Genomic DNA, 22340 nt, shown 5'->3' on the forward strand with positions numbered 1-22340 from the left:
ATGACAAGCTGATGGCAGCCTTAATCGCTTATATTGCTTCGAATTTGATTAGGATGAAGACTTGACCCGCCCAAGACGGATTACACCTTGACCATATGCTCCACCAAGCGATGAAACGCCGGTTTCGGCTGATGCCGCTCATCGAACAGGAAGGGCCAATTCTTCCGCCCCCGTACCGGGAAATTGTCCAGCCAAGTGTAATCGTCGGCAGCTCCCCAGAAGGTAACGGACGTAATATGATCCCGGTACTCCTTCAGAATGCCAAACATCGCCTCATACCGCTTGGCCTGAGCCTCCAGAAGTTCTTCCGGCGCTTCGGTCAGATCCTTCCGCTTGTCTTCAAACCGGAACATCGACACATCGAGCTCGGTGAGCTGAAGCTGCAGGCCGAGCGATGCATACTTCTCGATCGCCGCCCGGATATCGTCAAGATCCGGATCGTAGAGATTCCAGTGCGCCTGCAAGCCAACGCCATGAATAGGAGTTCCTTGATCCAGCAAAGACTTGACCAGCGTGTAAATTTTGTCTCGTTTATTCGGGTGGGACTCATTGTAATCGTTATAGAACAACAACGCCGACGGATCGGCTTCGTGCGCATACTCGAATGCCTTGGAGATAAACTCGGGGCCAGCAATGTCCAGCCACTTGGATGGACGAAGCAGCTCGGCGCCTTCATCCGCAATCACCTCGTTCACGACGTCCCAAGCGTAAATATCGTCCTTGTACCGCTTTACGACCGTATCGGTATGGGATTTCAACCGAGCGTAAAGCGTGGCTTTATCCACCAGGCCCCCGTTCTTGTCCTCGAACAGCCAGTCGGTTGTTTGGTTATGCCATACCAGCGTATGGCCGCGCATCTTCATTCCATGCTTGCGGGCGAAAGCGGCAAGCCGGTCCGCATCCTCGAACGTATACGTATCCTCTGCCGGGTGCACGCTGACAAACTTCATTTCATTTTCCGCCGTGATGCTGTTGAAATGATAGGATAGCAATTCCTCCTGCGTTTCAATCGTCCGCGGGTTCACGGCTGCTCCGATGAGAAAGTCATCCGCGAACATTTCCTTCAGCCTGGGTTCATTTCGATGCGTGTTGGACATACGCAATCCCTCCTCGAATTAGAGATATCAGCTAGATTGATGGTTTATGATCATGATGCCAGCGGGATCGTTGGTCGGCAGCCATCCAAGCATGCTCCCGACGACCACGTACCATGTGCACCAGGGAGCAGTGCACACGATGTACTTATTTAGCGGCTCCCGCAGCTTACCCTTTCACCCCGCCAAGGGTCATCCCTTGCACAAAGTATTTTTGCAGGAACGGGTACACCAGAATGATCGGCACGCTGGCCACAATGGTCATCGTTGCCCGAATGGAGGTCGGCGTGACCTGATTCGCGCCGCTTTCCGAGCTTGCAAACTGGCTTGCATAGTCGTTGCCCGAATTCAGCGAGGAATTCGAATTCTGGAGTATTTTCATCAATTCATACTGCAGGGTGCTAAGCTCGCTGTATGAAGAGTTATACAAGAATACGTCAAACCAGGAGTTCCACTGGGATACCGCCGTAAACAGCGATACCGTAGCAAGTACGGGTACGCATAGCGGAAGCACGATTTTCATGAAAGTCGTGAATTCGCCGGCGCCGTCGATCCGGGCCGATTCCAGAATTCCTTCCGGCAGTCCTTCAATGAAGGAACGGATGACGATGACGTTAAACACGCCGATCAGGCCTGGAATGATGTACACCGAGAAGGTGCCCAGCATGCCCAATTCGCGAATCAACAGGAAGTTCGGAATCAAACCGCCGCTGAAATACATCGTCAAGATGAAGGCAATTGATACGAATTTGCGCAGCACATATTCCGGACGGCTGATGGTATAGGCCACCATAGCACAGCAGAATACGGAAGTGATCGTACCGATCAACGTACGCAAAACCGAGATGAAGGTAGCGTGGAATATCGTGGCTTCGTTAAATACATATTTATAATTTTCCCACGTGAAATCCCGCGGCCATAAATAAATGCCGCCTTTTACCGAATCCGTCGCATTGTTGAAGGAAACCGCGAGCGTATTGATGAACGGGTACAACGTGACAATCATGAGACAGATCATGAACACAATGTTAAAGGTATCGAATAACCGGTCCGCGGGAGACTTGAACCGGGCGTGGGCCCGTGGTGAATCTGAAATCTTCGCCATATGAATCCTCCTGTACGTTTTCTGATAGAGAACGGTCCTCGCAAGCTTTCGCTTAGAACAATCGATCTTCGCCCAGTCTCTTCGCGATATGGTTGGCCGTGAACAAGAGTATGAAGCTGACGACCGTCTTGAACATGCCGGCTGCAATCGAGAGCGAGAAGTTGCCCATCTGAATACCGTATTTCAGCACGAAAATATCCAGGTTCTCGGAATAATCCACGTTCATGCCGTTACCAAGCAAATATTGCGGTTCAAAACCGGATTCGAGCAGGTTGCCGATATTCATGATCAACAGGATGATGAATACCGGCTTTAGACCCGGCAAGGTGATGTTCCAAATCCGTTGAAAGCGTCCGGCGCCATCGATTTCCGCCGCCTCGTACTGCGAGGGATCGATCATCGTCATGGCTGCCAAATATATAATGGTGTTCCAGCCGACATTCTTCCATACTTCCGAAACACCGAGTATTCCCCAGAAATATTCCCCTTCCCCAAGCCATAAGATCGGTTCCTTAATAATCCCGAACCACATGAGGAGTTCATTGATAATCCCGCCGTCTGCGGACAGAGCTGTCGAAATAATGCTCGCTGCCACAACCCAAGAGATGAAATGGGGTAAATAACTGATCGTCTGCACGACCCGTTTGAACATCAAATTACGCAGCTCATTGAGCAGGATCGCTAACACAATCGCCGTGACAAAACCTAAGACAAGGTTGATAAAACTCATGGCGAGCGTGTTGCGCATGACCCGGAGGAAGTGTTCGTCCTGAAACAGAAAGGTAAAATGCTGCAGGCCTACCCATTCCTGATCGAATATCTTCTTGGCCGGTTTAAAATCCTGAAACGCGATGGTCCAGCCCCATAGCGGCAGGTACTTAAAGACAAACAACCATATCAAAAAAGGAATTGACATGAAGACCAGCGCCTTCTGCTGCAGCAGCTTCCGGAAGAAGCTTTTTTCGCCTGATGGCGGTTTATTGTTCAAACCAATATTGTTTTTCCGTTGTTTATTGAAGAAACCTTTCGATACCGACGGCGTTTCACGTATCGCCGTCGTCTCTGCAGGTCCAATCGGGTTCGCCTTATCCACGGTTTCTTCTCCTTCCTATCCAGCCCATACAATGGTTATAGAGGAGGAGGGACGAATACAAACTTATCGAGTGGTCCGCCCCTGATCGCCTCTTCTTCATCTATTATTGTCCTTGGGCATTTGCGATTTTCTTGGCTACTTCCTCAGTGATCAGATCCTCGTATCCCTTCACGTCCAGCTTGCCGAACTCGCCCACGTATTCGTTCCAGATGCCGTCAAACTCCGCAGGGTTGGCAAGAACCAGTTTCGGGAAGTATTTACGCTGCAAATCGCTTTTCTTCTGCGTGAAGATTTGGGCCGGTGAGCCCTGATCGATCGGAATGCTCCAAGCCGGATACCATGGACGGTCGTCCGGTGCCGCAAACAACTGCGAGAAGGAATCGATGTTGTATGCTTCAAGCAATTTCTTGTCCGGTTCGGAGTAAGACATTTTCGCAACCTCAGGCTGGCGTCCCGCGCCCACGGAATTACCGTCAGAAAGCGTAGAACCGTTGCCGTAACGAGGCCAGTTATATTCAAAGTACTTGAAGCCGAACGACTCGCGGAAGGCTTCCGTATTGGTCTGTGCAATCTGCTCTTCCGTACGGTAGAAGCGGCCGTTCTCATCTACGGAATATGTCTCGTCCTTGATGCCCCAGTTCGACAGAATTTGGTTCTCGTCCGTCAGCAGGTTGTTGAAATACTTCACAATGCGCTCCGGATTCTTCGCGCTGACGGAGATCCCTACGCCGCGGTTGTTCACAAAGGATGGCGGGTCCAGATACTGATCCTTGGTATTCTCGTCGTATACGATCGGCAGCGCCATATATTCGAGATCGTCGTTACCCGATTTATTGGCTGTTTCGCGCAGGTTGTTCATCGCTTGGCCTACCTGCCATCTATAGTCGAAGAAGCCGAGCACCTTACCGGAAGTGAGTTTGGCAAGGTATTGATCATAGTTGTCCACGAATGAGGATTTATCGAACAGGCCTTCCGCATTCAGCTTGTTCAGCTCCTGCAGGTAACGCTTCGTAATGTCGTCGTCCGCGTAATCGTTCGCTACGTGGGTTTCCATGTCGATGATGATGCCGCCATCGTTCGGATAACCGGCCAAGTGCATCGGGGCATTGGTCAGGGCAAAAAATTTATCCTGCGTCGTCAGTGCCAGATATCCGGTCAAGCCTTCCTCCGGATGCTTCTTCACGTAATCGCGAATCAGGTTCAGGTACTCGTCGAAGGTCTTGATTTTCGGGTAACCCGCTTCCTTCAGGACGCGGCGTTGAATCCAGAATGCTCCTTGCTCGATATTGGGAGCCGACGTGTACTCTCCTACAACCGCACTTAGCGGGAGGAAATAAATGTTGCCGTCATCGGCTTTCATCAGATTGTAATACGGCTCGTACACACGCTTGATGTTAGGGCCGTACTTATCGATCAGGTCATTGAGCGGAATGAAGGCGCCCGCCCCTACCAGCTTATCGATCGAGCTTCCCGGCACAATCACATCGGGATAATCGTTGCTGGCAATGAACGTGCCCACCTTGGTGTTCTCGTCTCCTACCAAATGCTCCATTTTAAAATTCACGCCGGTTTGGTCTTCGAAAATTTTACCGATGGTCGTTTCGTTCGTATTTTTGTCTTTACCTGCTGCGGAGTTGAAATAGGTGAAGGTGACCTTCTCTTCTTTCTTCTCGCCTTCGCCGCCGGCAGCCGGTGCGTTATCCGCTGCGTCTTTACCGCCGCCGCAAGCCGCCAGAAGCGATACCATCATAACCACGGTCAGACAGCTTACCCAAAATTTCTTGTTCATGCTCTTGACCTACCCCTTTCGGTCTCGTTAATTTGTAAGCACTTTCATTATAAGAGAGCTCAGGAGCAATTTTCACCCGTCAATCTTTAGGTGATACTTTGAAAACTATAGAACCGCATCCACGATCGTGAAAAATGGCACCTCTGCGGCCTTCGCCGCACCTCTTCTCCTGATTAACGAACAAATCCTGCTGTAGTCACTCCGAGCCGGAGTGCCAAGCAGGATTTGCCCTGTTAGGTTTCGATGGGGATGGACAGTCTTACCCGGGTGCCTTGTCCAGGCGAGCTGTCGATTTCAAACTGGAACCGGCTTCCGTAGTACAGCTTCAGCCGGTAGATCACGTTCTGAATGCCGATCCGCTCGCCCATCTCGTCCTCGGTATCCAAGTAGCGGCAGACGCGTTCCACCTTCTCCGCGGACATGCCCGCCCCGTTATCCTGAATGCTGCAGATAAGGGCTTGTCCCTCGCGTGCAACACGAACCTCAATGCGCCCCCCGTACTTGAGCGGCTCGATGCCATGAATGCTGGCATTCTCCACAAAAGTAACGATGGCCATCTTCGGTATTTGCAAATGTCCCTCTTCTGCGGGGGCGTGAACCGAGTAATCAATTTTGTCGCCAAACCGGTATTTCTGTATTTCAAGGAAACAGTGAATAAACTCCACCTCTTCCTTGAGCGTCACCATGTCTTTTTTCCAAACTAGGGAATTGCGGAAGATCTTGGCCATGTTATGAATGATTTTTGCCGTCTCATCCTCATCCTTCATCAGGCTGCGCATGCGAATGGTCTCCAGTGCGTTAAAGAGAAAGTGCGGATTAATCTGGCTCTGCAGCGCGTTCAATTGCGCGTGCCGCCGCTGAAGTTCCAAGTTCTTCTTCTGGATATCCGCCATGTACACGTCATTGATCAAGCTCTTAAGCTGCAGGGTCATCCGGTTGAATTCACCCGTCAGCTGACCGATCTCGTCATGTGCCTCGGCCTCTTGGATCGTGTCGTAATTCTGGTTCTTGACCTTCTTCATATGCTTGAGTATCCGTACCAGACGCACGTTCAGGGAACGGCTGATCCAGACAATCACCAAGGTCGGAAGCAGAAAGTTCAGGCAGGTCAGCACAATGACGAACCGCAAGGACTGATGCACGTCGCGCAGCACCACATCCTCCGGCGTCACCGCCGTGATCGTCCAGGTGTTCAGATTGTTGGTCGTGAACGTATCGGTGTGAAACTCCAGAAACCTGTCGCCATGCGCGATGCTGCTGTATTGCACGGAACCCTGCATAATATCAACCTTCGGATCCGTGGTGTATTCGATATTTCCGGCGCCGCTCAGCAGGTACACTTTGCCCTGCACATTCAGATTGCTCATGATCTGCCGAATCGAAGGCATCCGCATATCAATCTTGAGATACTTGGTATGATCATCCTGGGAATTGAAATAATTCATGCTTCGGATGATGCTGAAGCTGTCCAATTGGCCATTCTTGCCCGTACGCATCACAATCGGCTGGGTTATGTTTTTGCCCGCAATTGCCTTGTACCAGGCCTCTTCCTTCACCTGGTCGCTGATATAATTAATGCCGCCGGAATACAGCAGGGTCGGATTGTCCACATACACCGTAATCTCGCTGACCGAATTGTATACGGCGCTGCCCGAATTCAAAATGCGGCGGAGATAGGTATCATAAGCCTCGATATAATCGGCCGGATGATCGTACACCGTCTCCATAATCTCGTTCAATTGAATGTCCGTGTAGAAGACGGAGGAGATCTCCAGCGCATCCTCGACTTCACGCAAGAACTCATTCTTCATCTGCTCAAGCGCCACGGTTATATCCTGGATCCGCTGCTCCCTCACGCTGCCGGATGTCACGTTGTAGAAGATGAGATTGGTGACCAGGATTGGCAAAAATACGGCCAGGAAATACATCAGCAGCATCTTGTCCCGCAGACGGACATTATTCAAGCTTGGCTTCATCGATTCGCCCCTTCGGACGCGGCCTCCTTCATCAAGCGGCTCCGGTACTCGCTTGGCGTCATTCGCTCCAGCTTCTCGAATTGCGTGACGAAATAGTCCGGGTTGCCGAATCCGACCCGTTCCGCCACCTCATAGATGCGCAGATCCGTCTGGCGCAGCAATCGCTTCGCCTCGTTCACGCGCAGCTGCAGCAGGAAGTCATTAAAGTACATACCATACGCTTTTTTGAAAAGCTGTCCCAGATACACCGGGTTCATATAGAACTTCCCTGCGATGCCCTTCAGGCTGATATTCTCATGATAATGGGCCTCGATATAAGCCCGGATCTTCTGGATTCCGCCCTTGTGCTGCTCCTTGCGAAGCTGCGCGATATAGTCCGCGCTCTCAATTGCAAATGCCGTGAACAACCGCTTCAGCCCCTGAAGCGACAAGTTGCGGTCATGCCATTCGGTCATCGGCTCCAAACTGGATAGCCGGCTCTGATCCCCGTCCATGCTGCCGAGTACCCGGACCACGCCCAGCACGCATTGGTTGATTGCCGTCTTCACCGCTTCGGGAGCATACAACTTCTCCCGGAAGGATTCGAACAGCAGACGAATTGTCACTTCCAACTTCTCGAAATGCAGCTCCTCGATCTGCTCCAGAAACTGCTCGTAAAGCCCTTCTTCCAGCCCGATATAGTGAAGGCCATGCTGGGAGGCCTCCTCATGGATCACAATGCCGCTTTCATCATAGATATATTTGTAAAGGAGTGATTCTTTAGCCGTTTCGTATGCCTCCTGAATGTGGGACAACTGCAGCACCGGTTGACCAAAATAAACAAAGATTCGTTCGTGGCCCGAATCGGCAAGCGATTGCTGAATGCGTCTGGCAAATCCCCGCCGACACCCCTGGAACGAGTGCAGGATGCTGCCCGGAACGATAATGCCGATTCGATTGCGGTGCTCATGCAGGTAGAAGGGCTGTTCTCCATTCGAGATCGCAAGGAGAGCCGCCTCCACCCCGTTCTTGAATTCTGCTCTGCCATCGTCATTGCCGTTCGCCGCCGAAGCCTGCTGGTAGTCATTCCGTTCGACGAAGACGTAGAACAGACGACTCTCCGGCTGAAGCTCGAGGCGTTGCTCCCATTCGTGCAGCAGCGCCTCATCGGCTTCCCCTATAATGAGCGATTCCATCAAAGCCCCGGACAACAGCCTCTCTTCTCTCAGGCGAGCCTCGCGGTCTGACTTTAGCCGCTCGCTGAGCCGAACCAGCGCATGGCTGAATTCCGTCTCGTCAATCGGTTTCAAAATGAAATCATGCACGCCATAGCGGACGGCCTGCTGGGCATAATTAAAATCATCGTATCCGCTTACAATAATGAAATACGGCTTGACGATGTCTTTCGTGACGACATGCCTGATCAGCTCGAGTCCATCCAGCACCGGCATGCGGATATCGGTGATGACCACATCCGGCTGAAGCCGTTCAATCAGTTCCAGCGCATCTTCTCCGTTATCCGCCTCATCTACAATTTGAAAGCCGCAGGCTTCCCAATCAATCAGCTTCAGGAGCCCTTTGCGCGTAAACACCTCGTCATCCACCAATATCGCCCGGTTCCATTGCACGGTATGTCCCCCTCGCCTGTTCAAACACATCTGCCTGTCACATATCTTCCATCCGACCATCAGCAAACGCTTTCATATAGTAAGTCTATTGTTCATGCTCCGCATGCAATTGTCAATGGATTTGAAAATAGCGCTCGGCATTGCGGTAGCAAATGTCCTGGATAATGGAACCGATATATTCATAATCGGCGGGCAATTCCCCTTCCTTGATCCAGTCCCCGAACAGGCGGCACAGCACTCTGCGGAAATATTCATGCCTCGGGAACGACATAAAGCTCCTGGAATCGGTCAGCATACCGACAAAGGTGCTAATCAGCCCCATGGAAGACAACGCGGTGAGCTGCTTCAGCATCCCTTCCTTCTGATCGTGGAACCACCAAGCGGAACCAAGCTGAAGCTTGCCCTCGACACCGGCTGACTGGAAGTTCCCAATCGTGGTGGCCATCATTTCGTAATGAGAAGAGTATAGGCTGTACACAATGGTTTTCGGCAGCTGATCGTTCCTGTCGAGCCTGCTCAGAAATCCGTTCAGGCTTTCCGCCAGATGGAAATCGAGAATCGAGTCATACCCGCTGTCCTTGCCGATCTTCGCGAACATGCGCGCATTATTGTTCCGGATCGCCCCAATGTGCAGCTGCATGGTCCAGCCCTTGGCGTGATACATTTCTCCGAGCTTGAGCAGGGTATAGGTGCGATATTTCCGATCCTCAAGCGGTGTGAGGCTGCCCCCGCTGATCGCTTTGCCGTAAATGTCCGCAACCTCTTGTTCATCGGCTTGTTCGTAAGGAAACGCGCCAAAGCCGTGATCCGACAGGCGACAGCCATGATCATGGAAATATTGAATCCGCTCCTGCAGGGCATCCAGCAATCCCTGATAGGAATCCACGTCTATACCGGCCGTTGTTCCCAGGTTCTGTGCATAGGTGGTGAAATCCGCATTCGTGACATCCAGCACCCGATCCGGCCGGAATGCAGGGGCAACGATGGTCGACAATTCCCCATGATCTCGAATGGCCCGATGATACTCCAGCGAATCGACGGGATCATCTGTCGTGCAGGCCACCTTGACCTTGAATTTCTCCAGAATTCCGCCAGCCCGCAAGGCAGGAGCCTTCAGCTGCTCATTGCAAGCTTCCCAGATCTCCTTAGCATTATCAGCGGTCAACCGCTCTTGAATCCCGAAATAACGGGTCAACTCCAGATGAGTCCAGTGATAGAGCGGATTGCCCACCAAGCGCGGAACGCATTCCGCCCAGGCCATGAACTTGGCTTCGGCGCTTGCACTGCCTGTAATCAGTTCCTCGTCGACGCCCAGCCAGCGCATTGCCCTCCATTTGTAATGGTCACCCTCCAGCCATAACTCCGTCAGGTTATCGAACTGCCGGTTGATGGCGATATCCTTCGGACTTAAATGATTGTGGTAATCGAATATCGGCATCCCTTCCGCATAATCATAAAAGAGTTTCTTCGCGCTGTTGCTGTTTAGGAGCAAATTTTCCGTATCCAAACGGCTCATGTGATCGCCCTCCGATTCTTATTTCGATTTTCAGTTCCATACTACCATACAAGTATGGTAGTATGGAATACATTAGGAGGTGATGCAGTGGTAGAATCTTTGCGATTACAGCCAGGATCGGCCGGAAATATCGTGTACTCCCGGCTTAAACAGCAAATTGTCAGTCTGGAGCTGCCGCCGGGAACGGCTTTATCCGAGAAGGAGGTTTCCCTATCCTTCGAGGTCAGCCGGACGCCGGTACGGGAAAGCTTTGTCCGTTTGGCCCAGGAGGACCTTGTTGTGGTGCTTCCCCAGCGCGGCACGCGCGTCTCGCTCATCGATTCGGAGCTGGTCGAGGAAGCGCGCTTCATGCGTGAACAGCTGGAGAAAGCCGTGGTCCGGCTTGCCTGCGAAAGCTTTCCCGAGGATAAATTCGCCGTGCTGGAGCACAATCTGTCCGAGCAGCGCGAGAGCATCGAGAAGCATGACGGCAAGCACATGTTTGAGCTGGATGAGGCCTTTCACCGTATTTTGTTCGAAGGCTGCCATAAGGTCGGCACATGGAACGTGCTGCAGCAGATGAACGCTCATCTGAACCGGAGCCGGATGTTATGGTTGTCCGCCGATCCGAATTGGACCAACCTGTACGAGCAGCATCGGGAGATCGTGGACGCGATTTCACGTCATGACGCCGATCATGCCGAACGGGAAATGCAGGCGCATCTCAGCCTGATCATCTCTAATCTGGCCGTGCTGAAAGATAAGCATCCCGATTATTTTAAATAAAGCAATCCAGGCGGATAGACTTATCCGTTCGCAGGCTTCCATCTTGGCGGTGCACTCGTAACTTGCAAAATTCCCAGCAGCTTTGCGTTAACTCCTTAAACTTGTAAAGGCGGTGAAGAAATGCGCATGGTATTCAGGTGGTTTGGCGAGGGCAACGATACGGTCTCGCTGGATCAGATTAGACAAATCCCCGGCGTGGAGGGCATCGTATGGGCACTTCACGATATTCCTGTCGGCGAGGAATGGCCGATGGAGCGAATTGAAGAAATCGCGGACCAGGCAAAAGCGTACGGCCTTCATATTGACGTCGTGGAAAGCGTGAATGTGCATGAGGATATCAAGCTTGGGCTGCCCTCGCGGGATCAGTACATAGCCAACTACATCCGGACGATTGAGAAATTGGGCCAGGTCGGCGTCAAAGTCATCTGCTACAATTTCATGCCGGTGTTTGACTGGGCTAGAACCGATCTTCATAAACAGACGCCTGATGGTTCGACGGCTCTCTTCTTCGAGAAAGCCAAGATCCACGGCATTGATCCGATAGAGCTGGTACAGACGATCAACCGAAACAGCACGCTTACGATGCCAGGCTGGGAGCCGGAGCGTTTGGCGCATCTGACCTCCCTGTTCGAAGCTTACCGCGGCGTTACCGAGGACGATCTGTGGCGCAACCTCGAATATTTCTTAAGCGCCGTCATCCCGGCTGCCGAGAAGAACGGCATCCGAATGGCCATTCACCCGGATGATCCGCCTTGGCCGATCTTCGGTCTGCCGCGGGTCATTACCAGCCAGGAGAATCTGCGGAGATTTCTCAAGCTATATGATAGCCCGGCGAACAGCTTGACCCTGTGCAGCGGTTCGCTTGGCGCTAATCCGGACAATGACATCGTCTCCATGATCCATGAGTTCCATGACCGGATTCCATTTGCGCACATCCGGAATGTACGCGTCTTTGATAACGGCGACTTCATTGAAACGTCCCACCGTACCGAGGACGGTACCGTTGATATTTCCGGCATTGTGCAGGCCTATCATGACAACGGTTTCACCGGATATGTAAGACCCGACCACGGGCGGCATATTTGGGGTGAGCAGTGCCGTCCGGGTTACGGTCTGTATGACCGCGCCTTGGGCATTATGTATCTCTGGGGGCTGTGGGACGCTTACAGCCGGGAGCGTGCAGGAAGCTCAGCTCAGCTAAAGGAGGCCGTTCAATGAGTGAGGTAAATAAACATGCGACAGGTACATCTGAACTCGGATCGAGTGGAGCTTCTCATGAATCCACGCCGCAAGAGACCCTATCCCTTCCCATTCATCCGTCATTAAACGGGAAGACGGTTGTCATCACGGGCGGCTCCGGGGTGCTGTGCCGGGCAATGGCTTTGGAGCTGGGCCGGCAAGGTGCCAAGGTCGCCGTCTTGAATCGTACGGCCGAGAAAGGGCAGCAGGTGGCCGATGAAATTACGGCTGCCGGCGGTACAGCGATTGCCGTTTCCTGCGATGTAACGGATGTGGAAAGCGTCCGGCAAGCCGAGAAGGCTGTGCGCGAGTCTTTCGGACCCTGCGATATCCTCATTAACGGAGCCGGCGGTAACCGGAAAGACGCGAATACAACCAACGAAATTTTTCGTCCGGAGGATGTGGGGCAGCCGGATCTGACAACCTTTTTCGGGTTAAGCGTACCTGGCTTCCGCAGCGTATTCGATTTGAACTTCATCGGCACGCTTATACCGACGCAAGTCTTTGCGGAAGGGATGCTGGGACGTCCCGGGGCCGTCGTGCTGAATATCTCGTCCATGAGCGCACCCAGCCCGATGACCAAGGTCCCGGCTTACAGTGCAGCCAAAGCGGCCATCAACAACTTCACGCAGTGGCTGTCCGTGCATCTCGCGGAATCCGGCATTCGCGTAAACGCGATCGCGCCAGGCTTCTTCCTGACCGAGCAGAACCGCAATCTGCTGACCCATAGCGACGGTTCATTAACCGAGCGCTCTCATAAAATCATCTCCCATACCCCCATGAGACGGTTCGGCGTGCCGGAGGATCTGCTCGGCACCCTGCTCTGGCTTGTGGATGATCAGACCTCCGGGTTCGTCACCGGAACGGTGATTCCCGTAGACGGCGGCTTCATGGCTTATTCCGGCGTATAACGGATTACTATGCAACAGGGCAGCAGCCTGTCAGTCATAAGCTTGACTGGCTGGACCATGATGAGTAAGCAGATGAAATGCTGGAGTGACCTCCGCGAGGAATATCTCCTGTGATTTCCCAGCTTGATAAAGCAGCAGGGCCGACTTAAGATCCTATGATCTTAAACCGGTCCTGTTTTTTTGCATCACGGCAACTGTATATGCCTGAGTTTATCCGGATTTGCCACGGTATAAATCGTTTCGATCCGATGGTTCTTAAAAGCAAAAGAATAAATGAATTGGACACCGTGATCCAGCCAGATCCGCATTCCCGGCAGACCATTGACGGTAAGATAAGAGTAAGCATATTTTCCTTCATACATTTTAAGCAGGTTCAAATGCAATTGGATCACTTTATGAACTCCAACCACAGGAATTTGCGCCGCTCTGACTTTACCGCCACCGTCCGAGTAGAGAACGACATTTTCGCTTAACAGTTCCAGCAGCTTATTCGTGTTCCCCTGTAAGAGGGAGTCCACAAATTCCTTGATTTGCGCCTCCGCCACCGAGATTGAAGGTCTCTGATCAGGATCAAAATGTATGCTGCTCTTGGCACGGCGGAAGATTTGGCGGCAATTGGCACTGCTTTTTCCCAGGATTTCAGCAATTTCGTCATAGGAATAATGGAAAATCTCGCGGAGAAGAAACACAGCTCTCTCCACCGCGTTCAGCTGCTGAAGGAGCAGCAGGTATGCTGTAGAAATGGACTCTTGCTGCTCTACGATAAGAGAAGGGTCCGCCTCTGACGCCATATTCTCGATCAGGGGTTCCGGCAGCCAGGGTCCGACGTACAGCTCGCGCTTTTTGGCAGAAGAGCGCAGCAAATCCAAGCAGCGATTCGTTACGATTTTGTACAGAAACGCTCTCTCATTGCGAATGTCCTCCGGATGGGGCAATTGGTTATAGCTGATGAAGGCCTCCTGTACGATATCTTCCGCATCCATCACACTTCCCAGCATCCGGTAAGCTAACGAGAAAAGAGCGGATCGATAGCTTTTATACAATGACTCTGTGCTCATTCGGGGTCCTTTCCTCACTTTCAAGCGAGAGTATATGCTGTACAGCCCGCTTGGCGCTTGCAGTTGCAGCATCAACCAAGAGTTCGCCATGCGCTGCCCATTCTCCCGCTACATACAACCCGCCGATTTCAGGAACGGCTGGACCCGGGTTCTCCTGGCGTTTCACATGCATAAAATCGTGGCAAACCGTGATGTTAGGGAGGTATTGTTTCTCCACGAGCTCGTTGCGCCAACCGGGCTGCACCAAGTCTAAGGTTTCTTCTAATTCTTGCAAATCCCTTCTTGCATCCTTCTCCTTGCCCTGATACTTAAGCAAGGTTATGACTTGTGCGCCATCATCACTCAGGTAAGCCGCACGGGACTGATTCGAGAGAAAGACGGTTTGATCGAGGCCGTACACAAACTGCTGCTTCGGTTCAGGAAGACGACGCAGGGCTACATCCAAGCAAGCCGCTGTCACTTCGACCGCCTGCTCCTTCCAAGTATGAAGGGCGGTTTCTTCTGCATGGGGCACCAGTTCGTGAGCGACAGCTGGCGGCGTGGTAAGAATAATGTGGTTTGCTTCTATTTTCATGCCATCACCGCAAAGGACGTGCCGTACCTTTCCCTCGTGATGCTCAACCGAAATGACTTTATTCTTCGTGACGATTTGGACTCCCTGCTCCAGAGCCTTTTGTTTTAATTCATCGACCATGGCCCCCCAGCCCCGATCCAGATACAACACGCCCTTCAGCGCATGCTTAAGCTGCTGCAGTACAGGACCGGCAGCCTGCAGGTCAGGGGCTACCACATAACTCGCCGTACGTAATAACGAATAGAATAAATTTCGTACCATCGGATCCTGCACGTTACCTTCAATCCATTCGCGCAGACTCATGTTGTCGTACTGCTGTGTATCCAGTTTACCTAATTTCGAAAGCCAGGCACCGAGCTCCATCTTGCCCTTCCATGATAATAGAGGGGTGGTGAATAGGGATTTCACGCCCATGGGTAACGGACTTAATTTCCCTTTCCAAATCCCGTACCCGTCAATCGAAGGTTGGCCTCCCGGCAATTGGAGTCCTAATTCGCGAAAGGTTGAAAGGGCATCTCCATGATATAAGGCATGCCCGCCCAGATTAAAGTAGGCTCCCTTCTTCTTATGGGTCATGGCCCGACCACCTAAACGCTCCTGCTTTTCAACGAGTATCGTTTGCTTCCCGGCTCTTGCCGCATAGATTGCAGCTGTCAAACCGGCTACGCCTCCACCTACAACGGCTACGTCATATTTTAGCATCCGTCATCATCCCTTTCGGTTTTATACGGGTATGACGGGCGAAGGCATCGAGATGTGACAGGAATGAAGATCCAAACCGAAAATTCATGTCATTCAATATTCCGGTACAACAATCGACAAAACCCCTCTTCAATTTCGAAGAGGGGTTTTGCATGGCTCTATATCATAACCGCACGTTTGATTTCATTCCGGTTTACTGCACGGTCTCCGGCTTGAAAAAAGCCGGCAAGTACTTTTTGTTCGCCTCCAGCATTTCATCCAGCAGCTGCTTCGCTACACTTACGGAAGGCACCAGCGGATGGTGAACCAACGCCTGCAGCACAATGCCGCGATCACCGGTAATGGCCGCTTCGATCGTCAATTGTTCGTATACTTTCACCGCATGCATCAGTCCTTTTACATGGGAAGGCACGTTCTGCGGTGCAAGCGGGATCGGGCCCTGGCCTGTTACCACGCAGTTGATCTCGATGCTGGCATCGGCAGGCAGGAAATCATAGATATTGCCGTTTGCGACATTCAATGTCTGGATATCATGGCGGTCATTGTAGATGGACGTCATCAGATTGACGGCCGCTTCGGAGTAATAAGCGCCGCCCCGCTGCTCCAGTTGCTTCGGTTTCACGGCCAAATTCTCATCCTTGTAAAGCTCAAACAGCTCCTGTTCAACGCGGCTGACCACGTCCGCTCGGGTTCCGTCCTTCTCCAGCGATGCCTTCATATCCGCAAACATCGTATCGGTCATGTAGAAATATTTAAGATAATACGTCGGGATCGCTCCAAGCGAGCGGATAAAGTCCGCATCCCAGCCGAAGGTCGGCACGTTCTTCGCCGTATACGATTTGCCGCCGTCCAGCAGCTCCGGCATCTTCTCTTCCCCGTTAACGATAGCGGACGTCACCCAGTGAAGATGGTTGATCCCGACAAATTCGGCCAAAACGTCCTTCTCCGACACGCCGTACTCGGCCGCCAGGAACTTCTGAAAGTTAATCGGCGAGTTGCACAGACCAACAGATTTCACCTTACTGTGCTTAGCAACCGCCTCCGTAACGATCCCCGCCGGATTCGTGAAATTCAGCATCCATGCATTCGGTGCCAGCTCCTCGATATCACGGCAAATGTCCAGAATCACCGGAACCGTGCGCAGCGCCTTCAGCATGCCGCCCGGGCCCGTCGTCTCCTGTCCGATGACGCCGTGTTTAATCGGAATATGCTCATCCTGTTTACGTGCAGCAAGCAAGCCGACGCGCATCTGGGTCGTCACAAAATCAGCACCCGCAATCGCTTGTCTGCGATCCAGCGTCAGGTGAACCTCGATCGGCAGGCCTGACTCCTTCACCATGCGTTTGGCCAGATTGCCTACAATCTCCAGCTTATGCTTGCCCTCTTCAATATCAACGAACCATAGTTCGCGAATCGGCATTTGCTCATAATTGCGAATGAAACCTTCAACAATTTCCGGGGTATAGGAGGAACCTCCCCCGATGACCGCTATCTTTAATCCTGCTGCCACGTTAATCGCCTCCAAGGTATGATATCAATTCGTATTTATCAGGTTCTATTCCAACGATAAACTGATCAGGCTGTGGTTACCTGCTCAAACGTAAATGCTTTCAGCTTTGCCTCCGTCTGTGCATCAATGGCATGACTGTCGGCATCCATCGCGCAGAGAAGCGCCCCGGAAACCGGATCGGATGTCAGTCTTACACAGGTTGCATGCGGTGCCCGGACCGCAACAACCCGTTCGATCGCATCGGTCAGGATCGAGCTGTTCGGCCTGTTCAGCACGCTGCCGATATAGACAATGTCAAAGGCTTCATCCGTCATGTCCAGCCGCCGGATCAGCGTACATACCGCATTAGCCAGCTCTTCACCTTCATTCTCAAGAATTCGGGTGGCTACCTCGTCACCTGCTTCAGCCGCCTGGAACAGGGTCTTCACGAGGCTTGGCGGAACCTTCGTCTTACCGTAGAGGACATCCTCATACATCGGTTCTACAGACGTGTATCCCATTTGCTCCAGTACGAGCGATGTCAATAAGGTTGCCGGTCCCCGCTCATCCCAGGCCCGAATGACTGCCCGGAAAGCCAGCGTGGCAAATCCGGAACCGCCCGCGTAGCCGTCTCCATACAAGAAGCCAAAGCCTCCATACTGCAGCTCTTCTCCCGCACGATTTCGGGCCACGCTGTTGAAGCCCGTACCGCAGATCAATGCAGCGCCATACGGACGGCTCGTTCCAGCCCTCATCCCGATAATGGTATCGCATGCGATATCATGCTTAGGATAACCGAGAGCCCCGATCATCGGACGCAGGATCTCATAATCGGCTTCCCGATCTGCTCCGGCCAAGCCGAAATAAGCATAACTGATATCTTCTTTGGCAACTACAGCCTCTTGAAGAGCCGCATTGCAGGCTTCCTCAATATTCAGGGCCGCATGTTCACGGTGAATCTGGTGATTGCCGTTCCCAGACGCCCCCTTGCCAAGAATGTTCCCTTGTTCATCGCAGATCACGGCGTGTGTCTTACTACCGCCGGCATCTACACCCAGATACAAACTCATGCATTTCACTCCTACCCGCCATACAGCGGCGTCATGTGGTGGTATATATTTAAGATACCGCTTCCACTGGCAACCATCTACTGTTATACGATTAAGGAGTGATACTATCTTACTGTTTCTTGGTTTTTGAAGTGGAGGGGATTACGGGAGTGCCGGCATAAGCACGCTCCCGAATTTCGCTTGGCGATGCGCCGACATGCTGCTTGAACAGACGATTGAAATTAGACAGATTCCGAAACCCGCAGGACTCCGCAATCTCGATAATCTTCTGGTCCGTCGTCTCTAGCAAGTGCACGGCATGCGTCAAACGCAGCTGAATCAGATAATGGTGCGGTGAAGTGCCGACCGCCTGCTGGAACAGAGCGCTGAACCGGGAAGGGCTCAGATGCGTTAAGTTCGACAGCTCCTGCAGCGTCCAGCTGTAGTCCAGTTGAAGCTCCATCGTGCGCAGGACTTCTTTTAACGCATGCATTCCCCTGCCCTTGATTGGCCTGTTCGCTTGAGCCGGAATCGACAGATGGCGGTTCGCCAAACTCAGGAAACGAATAAGATCCGAACGGATCAGACTCATATATGCGGTGCCTCGGGCTTGATACTCTTCCATCATGCGCCCCAGCAGGTGAGCCAATTCATCGTGTACGGGGGACTGCCTCTCCATGTTTCCGAGCGAACGGAAGGGAGCCATCAGATCCGGATCGAACTTGAGGTCAATGGATAATAACGAAGGCTCGAACATAATGACATCCATCACCAGGTTCTCAGTCTCATACGCCCGGTGAAGATCATTGCTGTTGATGAAAATAATATCCCCCTGCTGAAACTGGAGCTTCATCCCGTTGATCAGAATAAATCCGGTCCCGCTCTGAATATAATTGAGCTCCAAAGCATGATGCCAATGCAGGCGCTGGGCCCCGGCAAATATGCCGTGAGTGGTCGACGCTGTAAAAGGAAAGGCAGCGTTCGTAAAATCTATAGCATCAGGAACGACACTCTGCGGACGATTCATTAAAAAAGCACCTCCATGCCTTCGGGCATCAACGTATCAACAATTTACCCTTATCGTAACATGAGCGCTTATGATACTAAAAACGTTTATCGACGTAGTTCCTCAGTAGACAGGCCGCATTTACTCAAAAGTTTTCTTGCGAAAATAGGCAGGGTAAGTCTCTAAAAGTGTATACTTTCTATCTCTTAAAAAAGAACCCTGCCTCAATATGCCTGAGGCAGGGTCCTTAAAGGTGCATTAAGATAATTTAAGCTCCACCGTCCAGCCGAACGGATCTTCAACTGTTCCGAGCTGGATGCCTGTGATGGCATCATATACGCGTTTGGAGAGTTCGCCCGTTGCTCCCTCACCAATCTTCAATTGCTCATCCTGCCATTCCAGTGAACCAATCGGTGAAATGACCGCTGCCGTGCCGGTACCAAAAGCTTCGGTCAACAATCCGCTGCGGTGGGCCTCCACGATTTCATCAATGGAGATGGCCCGCTCTTCTACCGGGATGTTCCAATGCTGAAGCAGCTGGATGACGGAGTTCCGGGTAACTCCATCCAGGATGCTGCCATTCAATGCCGGGGTTACGACCGTATCACCCAGCTTGAAGAACACGTTCATGCTGCCGACTTCCTCGATATATTTGCGATGTACGCCATCGAGCCACAGCACCTGCGAGTATCCCTTCAACGTTGCTTCATCCTGTGCCTTCAAACCTGCCGCGTAGTTGCCAGCTGTCTTGGCATTGCCCACGCCGCCGGCTACGGCACGCACGTATTTAGGCTCCACGTAAATGCTGACCGGATTGATGCCTTCCGCATAATACGAACCGACCACCGACAGGATAATCATGAACTTGTATTGCAGCGATGGGGCTACGCCAAGCACAGGCTCAGTTGCGATCACAAATGGACGGATATAGAGCGATGTGCCCGGCTCGGAAGGAATCCAGTCGCGATCCACGAGCACCAGCTGCTTGAGCGCTTCCATAACGAGCTCCTCGTCCAATGCCGGAATGCTCAGTCGCTGGTTGGATAGGTTCAGCCGCTGAATATTTTTGTTCGGGCGGAACATGAGAATGCGCTCATCTTCTGTCAAATAAGCCTTCAAGCCTTCAAATACGGTCTGCCCGTAGTGAAATACCTTGGCGGCAGGGTCCAGTTCGATCGGCTGATACGGAACGACGCGCGGATCGTGCCAGCCTTTACTTGCGTCATAATCGAGAATAAACATGTGGTCCGTAAATACCGTGCCGAAAGCCTGTTTATGGTGGCTCGGCTTTGTCTTCGGGGTCGTCGTTAATTCCACGGGTATCGTGTAAGTCATGTGCACACATCTCCTTATTTTGCAAACGTTATTAGTTGAATCATATCAATGGATACCCTATATTAAAAATATCTGATTTATAGGGTTACCATACCTTAAAGGTATGGAGAGGGGGTATGAACATGGATATTCGACAGCTGCGATATTTCCTGACGATTGCACAGGAAGGGCAGATCACGCGTGCAGCAAAACAGCTCAATATGGAGCAGCCCCCATTAAGCCGTCAGCTGAAGCTGATGGAGGAAGAGCTCGGGGTTCTGCTGTTTGAACGCAGCGGCAAGCAGCTTCAGCTCACCCACGCAGGCGAGCTGCTTCGGAACAGAGCCGCGTCCCTGCTGAACCAGTTCAATGAAACGCTAACCGAGGTGAAGGAGATTCACGCGGGAATCCGCGGCATGCTCTCCATCGGCGCTGTCGTCTCCTGTATTTCGCTCCTACCGCAGCGCATCCATATCTTCCGGCAGCAATATCCCGAGGTCACCTTCAAGATCCGGGAAGGCGATCACTCCCTGCTGGCGGATCAGCTCGACAAGCGCAATATCGAGCTCGCGGTGACCCGGCTCCCTTTCGAATCGAGCTTCGGGCCTGAGCGTTATGCCGTTCAGCCTCTGCCCTCCGACCCGTTCGTCGCGGTCCTTCCAAGCAGCTGGGAAAGTGTATCCTCCCTTACGGAAATCTCGATGCGCGAGCTCGCGGAATATCCGTTCTTGTCCTTAAAAACCGATCAGACGATCGGGATGCACGAGCGGGTAATACAAGAATTTAAGCGCGGCGAACTTGAACCGCGTGTCATATGCGAATGCTCCAGCGTTGCCATTATCGTTGCATTGGTAGCTGAAGGCATCGGCGCCACCATTTTACCCGAGTCAGTGATGTCCTCATTTGCGATTCCCAACATCCGGACACTGTCCATTACGAGTGCTGATTTTCAGTCGGACGTGGGCATTGTCTGGCTCAGGGATCATGTACTATCCAATCGGGCTATGCATTTTTTAGCTACCTTTATAGAATAACATTTGTTGATGCCCTTCGTCTTCCCCGGCTTTGTCCAAGCCGTGCCGCTTTAACGGATTCATTATTCGTTATTCATTGTTAACAAACTTGAAGTCGCTAATCGTCCCGCACCGGCTAAACCCGATATGTTGATACAATCGATTGGAGACCGGGTTGGCCTGATCGGCATACAGCATGGGCACCAAACCGTCCTGCAGCAAGCGAAGTCCAAGGTCTGCAACCAGGGCGCTGGCATAGCCCTTTTTCCGTTCAGCCCTCGGCGTGTATACAGCGTTGATGCGACCGTGCCGTGGCGACCGGTGTGCAGCATTGGCCATCGAGACCGCTTTGCCGCCGGCTATCCATAAATATAACCCACCCTGCTGAATGAGTCGCTGCGCTGTCTCGACCTGGCTTGCCGCATTCGCGCGGACCCCATAAGCATCCTCCGAGAATCCGACCAGAAACTGGGCCACCTGCTGCGTATCTTCAGCAGCGGCCTGCCTGATGGTGCCCTCGACGAAGTGAGGAGGCTTCACGACGGGGGCATGATAAGACTCCATCGTCATATGAAGACGGTAGGTTTCATGACGTTCCTCTGCGTAACAGCTTGCAAATTGCTCTGCCACATCCGGCTCCCCGGTCACCCCAGGCAGGGTCACTCCAATAAGATCGCTTACCAGCTCTTGGAGCAGGTGCTGCCGCTTAACCCCAGAAACCTTCCGGGAAATCCATAACCATGCGTTCCCACGGGGAGACTGCGCAAAAATCATGCGTCCATCCGGCGATTTCAGCCCCAGGTTCTGCGGCGACCCGGCAAGGAGATGAATCAGATTGTATGACACCTCATCCTGAATAAAATCTTCCTGGTACAGCACCTCGTCTTGAGACATCAACTTCGCAAGCATTCGTACACTCCTCTCTTTTCCATGATCAATCTTTTGTTTCGTCCAGGCTCTGAACCGATTTGAATGGGCACGCCAGCAAAATGCAGCCCATGATCCAAAGGAACACAAAAAAGCCCCGTCCCCTGTAGGGA

At 52.2% G+C, this 22340-nt stretch carries 18 protein-coding genes; 4 read left to right on the top strand and 14 right to left on the bottom strand.

The window, feature by feature from the left end:
* Positions 1-80: 80 nt before the first annotated feature.
* The 7 genes from ACQKPA_RS14460 to uxaC form a co-directional block, all read right to left on the bottom strand.
* Positions 81-1097: an endo-1,4-beta-xylanase gene (locus ACQKPA_RS14460; RefSeq protein WP_427493273.1), complete on the bottom strand. Its 1017-nt coding sequence runs from the start codon at positions 1095-1097 to the stop codon at positions 81-83.
* A 166-nt stretch (positions 1098-1263) separates the two neighbouring features.
* Positions 1264-2199 (bottom strand): carbohydrate ABC transporter permease, encoded by a 936-nt coding sequence (locus ACQKPA_RS14465; protein WP_071218718.1) that lies wholly within the window; start codon positions 2197-2199, stop codon positions 1264-1266.
* A gap of 52 nt (positions 2200-2251) precedes the next feature.
* Complete coding sequence (locus ACQKPA_RS14470; RefSeq protein ID WP_233355146.1) at positions 2252-3115, bottom strand: ABC transporter permease; 864 nt, start codon at positions 3113-3115, stop codon at positions 2252-2254.
* A gap of 280 nt (positions 3116-3395) precedes the next feature.
* Positions 3396-5081 carry an ABC transporter substrate-binding protein gene (locus ACQKPA_RS14475; protein WP_427493275.1) on the bottom strand — a complete coding sequence of 562 codons (1686 nt, stop codon included), beginning with the start codon at positions 5079-5081 and terminating at the stop codon, positions 3396-3398.
* Between the two features lie 233 nt (positions 5082-5314).
* Positions 5315-7057, bottom strand: coding sequence for a sensor histidine kinase (locus ACQKPA_RS14480; RefSeq protein ID WP_427493277.1), 1743 nt, complete (start codon positions 7055-7057; stop codon positions 5315-5317).
* Positions 7054-8664, bottom strand: a complete 1611-nt coding sequence (locus tag ACQKPA_RS14485; RefSeq protein WP_427493279.1) for a response regulator transcription factor — start codon at positions 8662-8664, stop codon at positions 7054-7056. Before ACQKPA_RS14485 ends, ACQKPA_RS14480 begins: the two co-directional genes overlap by 4 nt.
* Positions 8665-8776: 112 nt before the next feature.
* Positions 8777-10180 carry a glucuronate isomerase gene (uxaC, locus tag ACQKPA_RS14490; protein WP_427493281.1) on the bottom strand — a complete coding sequence of 468 codons (1404 nt, stop codon included), beginning with the start codon at positions 10178-10180 and terminating at the stop codon, positions 8777-8779.
* An 87-nt stretch (positions 10181-10267) separates the two neighbouring features.
* Between uxaC and ACQKPA_RS14495 the strand changes: the two genes are divergently transcribed.
* The 3 genes from ACQKPA_RS14495 (at position 10268) to ACQKPA_RS14505 (ending at position 13095) form a co-directional block, all read left to right on the top strand.
* Entirely contained in the window at positions 10268-10945 is a 678-nt protein-coding gene (locus ACQKPA_RS14495; protein ID WP_427493283.1) for a GntR family transcriptional regulator, read from the top strand.
* Between the two features lie 120 nt (positions 10946-11065).
* Positions 11066-12163, top strand: a complete 1098-nt coding sequence (uxuA, locus tag ACQKPA_RS14500; protein WP_427493285.1) for a mannonate dehydratase — start codon at positions 11066-11068, stop codon at positions 12161-12163.
* Positions 12160-13095 (top strand): SDR family oxidoreductase, encoded by a 936-nt coding sequence (locus ACQKPA_RS14505; RefSeq protein WP_427493287.1) that lies wholly within the window; start codon positions 12160-12162, stop codon positions 13093-13095. The genes uxuA and ACQKPA_RS14505 overlap by 4 nt, the downstream gene beginning before the upstream one ends.
* 185 nt (positions 13096-13280) lie before the next feature.
* Here the strand turns inward: ACQKPA_RS14505 and ACQKPA_RS14510 are convergent, their stop codons facing one another.
* The 6 genes from ACQKPA_RS14510 to ACQKPA_RS14535 all read right to left on the bottom strand — a co-directional run bounded on the left by ACQKPA_RS14510 (position 13281) and on the right by ACQKPA_RS14535 (position 20308).
* Complete coding sequence (locus ACQKPA_RS14510; RefSeq protein WP_427493289.1) at positions 13281-14153, bottom strand: RNA polymerase sigma-70 factor; 873 nt, start codon at positions 14151-14153, stop codon at positions 13281-13283.
* Positions 14131-15429: a phytoene desaturase family protein gene (locus ACQKPA_RS14515; RefSeq protein WP_427493291.1), complete on the bottom strand. Its 1299-nt coding sequence runs from the start codon at positions 15427-15429 to the stop codon at positions 14131-14133. Before ACQKPA_RS14515 ends, ACQKPA_RS14510 begins: the two co-directional genes overlap by 23 nt.
* A gap of 193 nt (positions 15430-15622) precedes the next feature.
* Positions 15623-16939, bottom strand: coding sequence for a 6-phospho-beta-glucosidase (locus ACQKPA_RS14520; protein WP_427493293.1), 1317 nt, complete (start codon positions 16937-16939; stop codon positions 15623-15625).
* A 65-nt stretch (positions 16940-17004) separates the two neighbouring features.
* Positions 17005-17988, bottom strand: a complete 984-nt coding sequence (locus ACQKPA_RS14525) for an N-acetylglucosamine kinase (RefSeq protein ID WP_427493295.1) — start codon at positions 17986-17988, stop codon at positions 17005-17007.
* A gap of 109 nt (positions 17989-18097) precedes the next feature.
* Positions 18098-18994 (bottom strand): helix-turn-helix domain-containing protein, encoded by an 897-nt coding sequence (locus tag ACQKPA_RS14530; protein WP_427493297.1) that lies wholly within the window; start codon positions 18992-18994, stop codon positions 18098-18100.
* Between the two features lie 237 nt (positions 18995-19231).
* Positions 19232-20308: a branched-chain amino acid aminotransferase gene (locus ACQKPA_RS14535; protein WP_427493299.1), complete on the bottom strand. Its 1077-nt coding sequence runs from the start codon at positions 20306-20308 to the stop codon at positions 19232-19234.
* A 122-nt stretch (positions 20309-20430) separates the two neighbouring features.
* Here ACQKPA_RS14535 and ACQKPA_RS14540 point away from each other — a divergent pair, with 122 nt between their 5' ends.
* A complete protein-coding gene (locus ACQKPA_RS14540) occupies positions 20431-21321 on the top strand; it encodes a LysR family transcriptional regulator (protein WP_427493301.1) in 891 nt (296 codons plus the stop codon).
* Positions 21322-21390: 69 nt separating this feature from the next.
* Here ACQKPA_RS14540 and ACQKPA_RS14545 read toward each other — a convergent pair whose 3' ends face one another.
* Entirely contained in the window at positions 21391-22209 is an 819-nt protein-coding gene (locus tag ACQKPA_RS14545; RefSeq protein ID WP_427493303.1) for a GNAT family N-acetyltransferase, read from the bottom strand.
* Between the last annotated feature and the right edge of the window lie 131 nt (positions 22210-22340).

This window comes from Paenibacillus sp. NPDC093718, from assembly GCF_050279985.1.
GTDB lineage: Bacteria > Bacillota > Bacilli > Paenibacillales > Paenibacillaceae > Paenibacillus_AQ.

Coding starts and splice junctions, on each gene's coding strand:
- ACQKPA_RS14540 (WP_427493301.1), top strand. CDS start 20,431: ATGGATATTCGACAGCTGCGATATTTCCTGACGATTGCACAGGAAGGG.
- ACQKPA_RS14475 (WP_427493275.1), bottom strand. CDS start 5,081: ATGAACAAGAAATTTTGGGTAAGCTGTCTGACCGTGGTTATGATGGTA.
- ACQKPA_RS14530 (WP_427493297.1), bottom strand. CDS start 18,994: ATGAATCGTCCGCAGAGTGTCGTTCCTGATGCTATAGATTTTACGAAC.
- ACQKPA_RS14505 (WP_427493287.1), top strand. CDS start 12,160: ATGAGTGAGGTAAATAAACATGCGACAGGTACATCTGAACTCGGATCG.
- ACQKPA_RS14470 (WP_233355146.1), bottom strand. CDS start 3,115: ATGTCAATTCCTTTTTTGATATGGTTGTTTGTCTTTAAGTACCTGCCG.
- ACQKPA_RS14460 (WP_427493273.1), bottom strand. CDS start 1,097: ATGTCCAACACGCATCGAAATGAACCCAGGCTGAAGGAAATGTTCGCG.
- ACQKPA_RS14480 (WP_427493277.1), bottom strand. CDS start 7,057: ATGAAGCCAAGCTTGAATAATGTCCGTCTGCGGGACAAGATGCTGCTG.
- ACQKPA_RS14515 (WP_427493291.1), bottom strand. CDS start 15,429: ATGCTAAAATATGACGTAGCCGTTGTAGGTGGAGGCGTAGCCGGTTTG.
- uxuA (WP_427493285.1), top strand. CDS start 11,066: ATGCGCATGGTATTCAGGTGGTTTGGCGAGGGCAACGATACGGTCTCG.
- ACQKPA_RS14535 (WP_427493299.1), bottom strand. CDS start 20,308: ATGACTTACACGATACCCGTGGAATTAACGACGACCCCGAAGACAAAG.
- ACQKPA_RS14465 (WP_071218718.1), bottom strand. CDS start 2,199: ATGGCGAAGATTTCAGATTCACCACGGGCCCACGCCCGGTTCAAGTCT.
- ACQKPA_RS14545 (WP_427493303.1), bottom strand. CDS start 22,209: ATGCTTGCGAAGTTGATGTCTCAAGACGAGGTGCTGTACCAGGAAGAT.
- uxaC (WP_427493281.1), bottom strand. CDS start 10,180: ATGAGCCGTTTGGATACGGAAAATTTGCTCCTAAACAGCAACAGCGCG.
- ACQKPA_RS14510 (WP_427493289.1), bottom strand. CDS start 14,153: ATGAGCACAGAGTCATTGTATAAAAGCTATCGATCCGCTCTTTTCTCG.
- ACQKPA_RS14525 (WP_427493295.1), bottom strand. CDS start 17,988: ATGAGTTTGTATCTGGGTGTAGATGCCGGCGGTAGTAAGACACACGCC.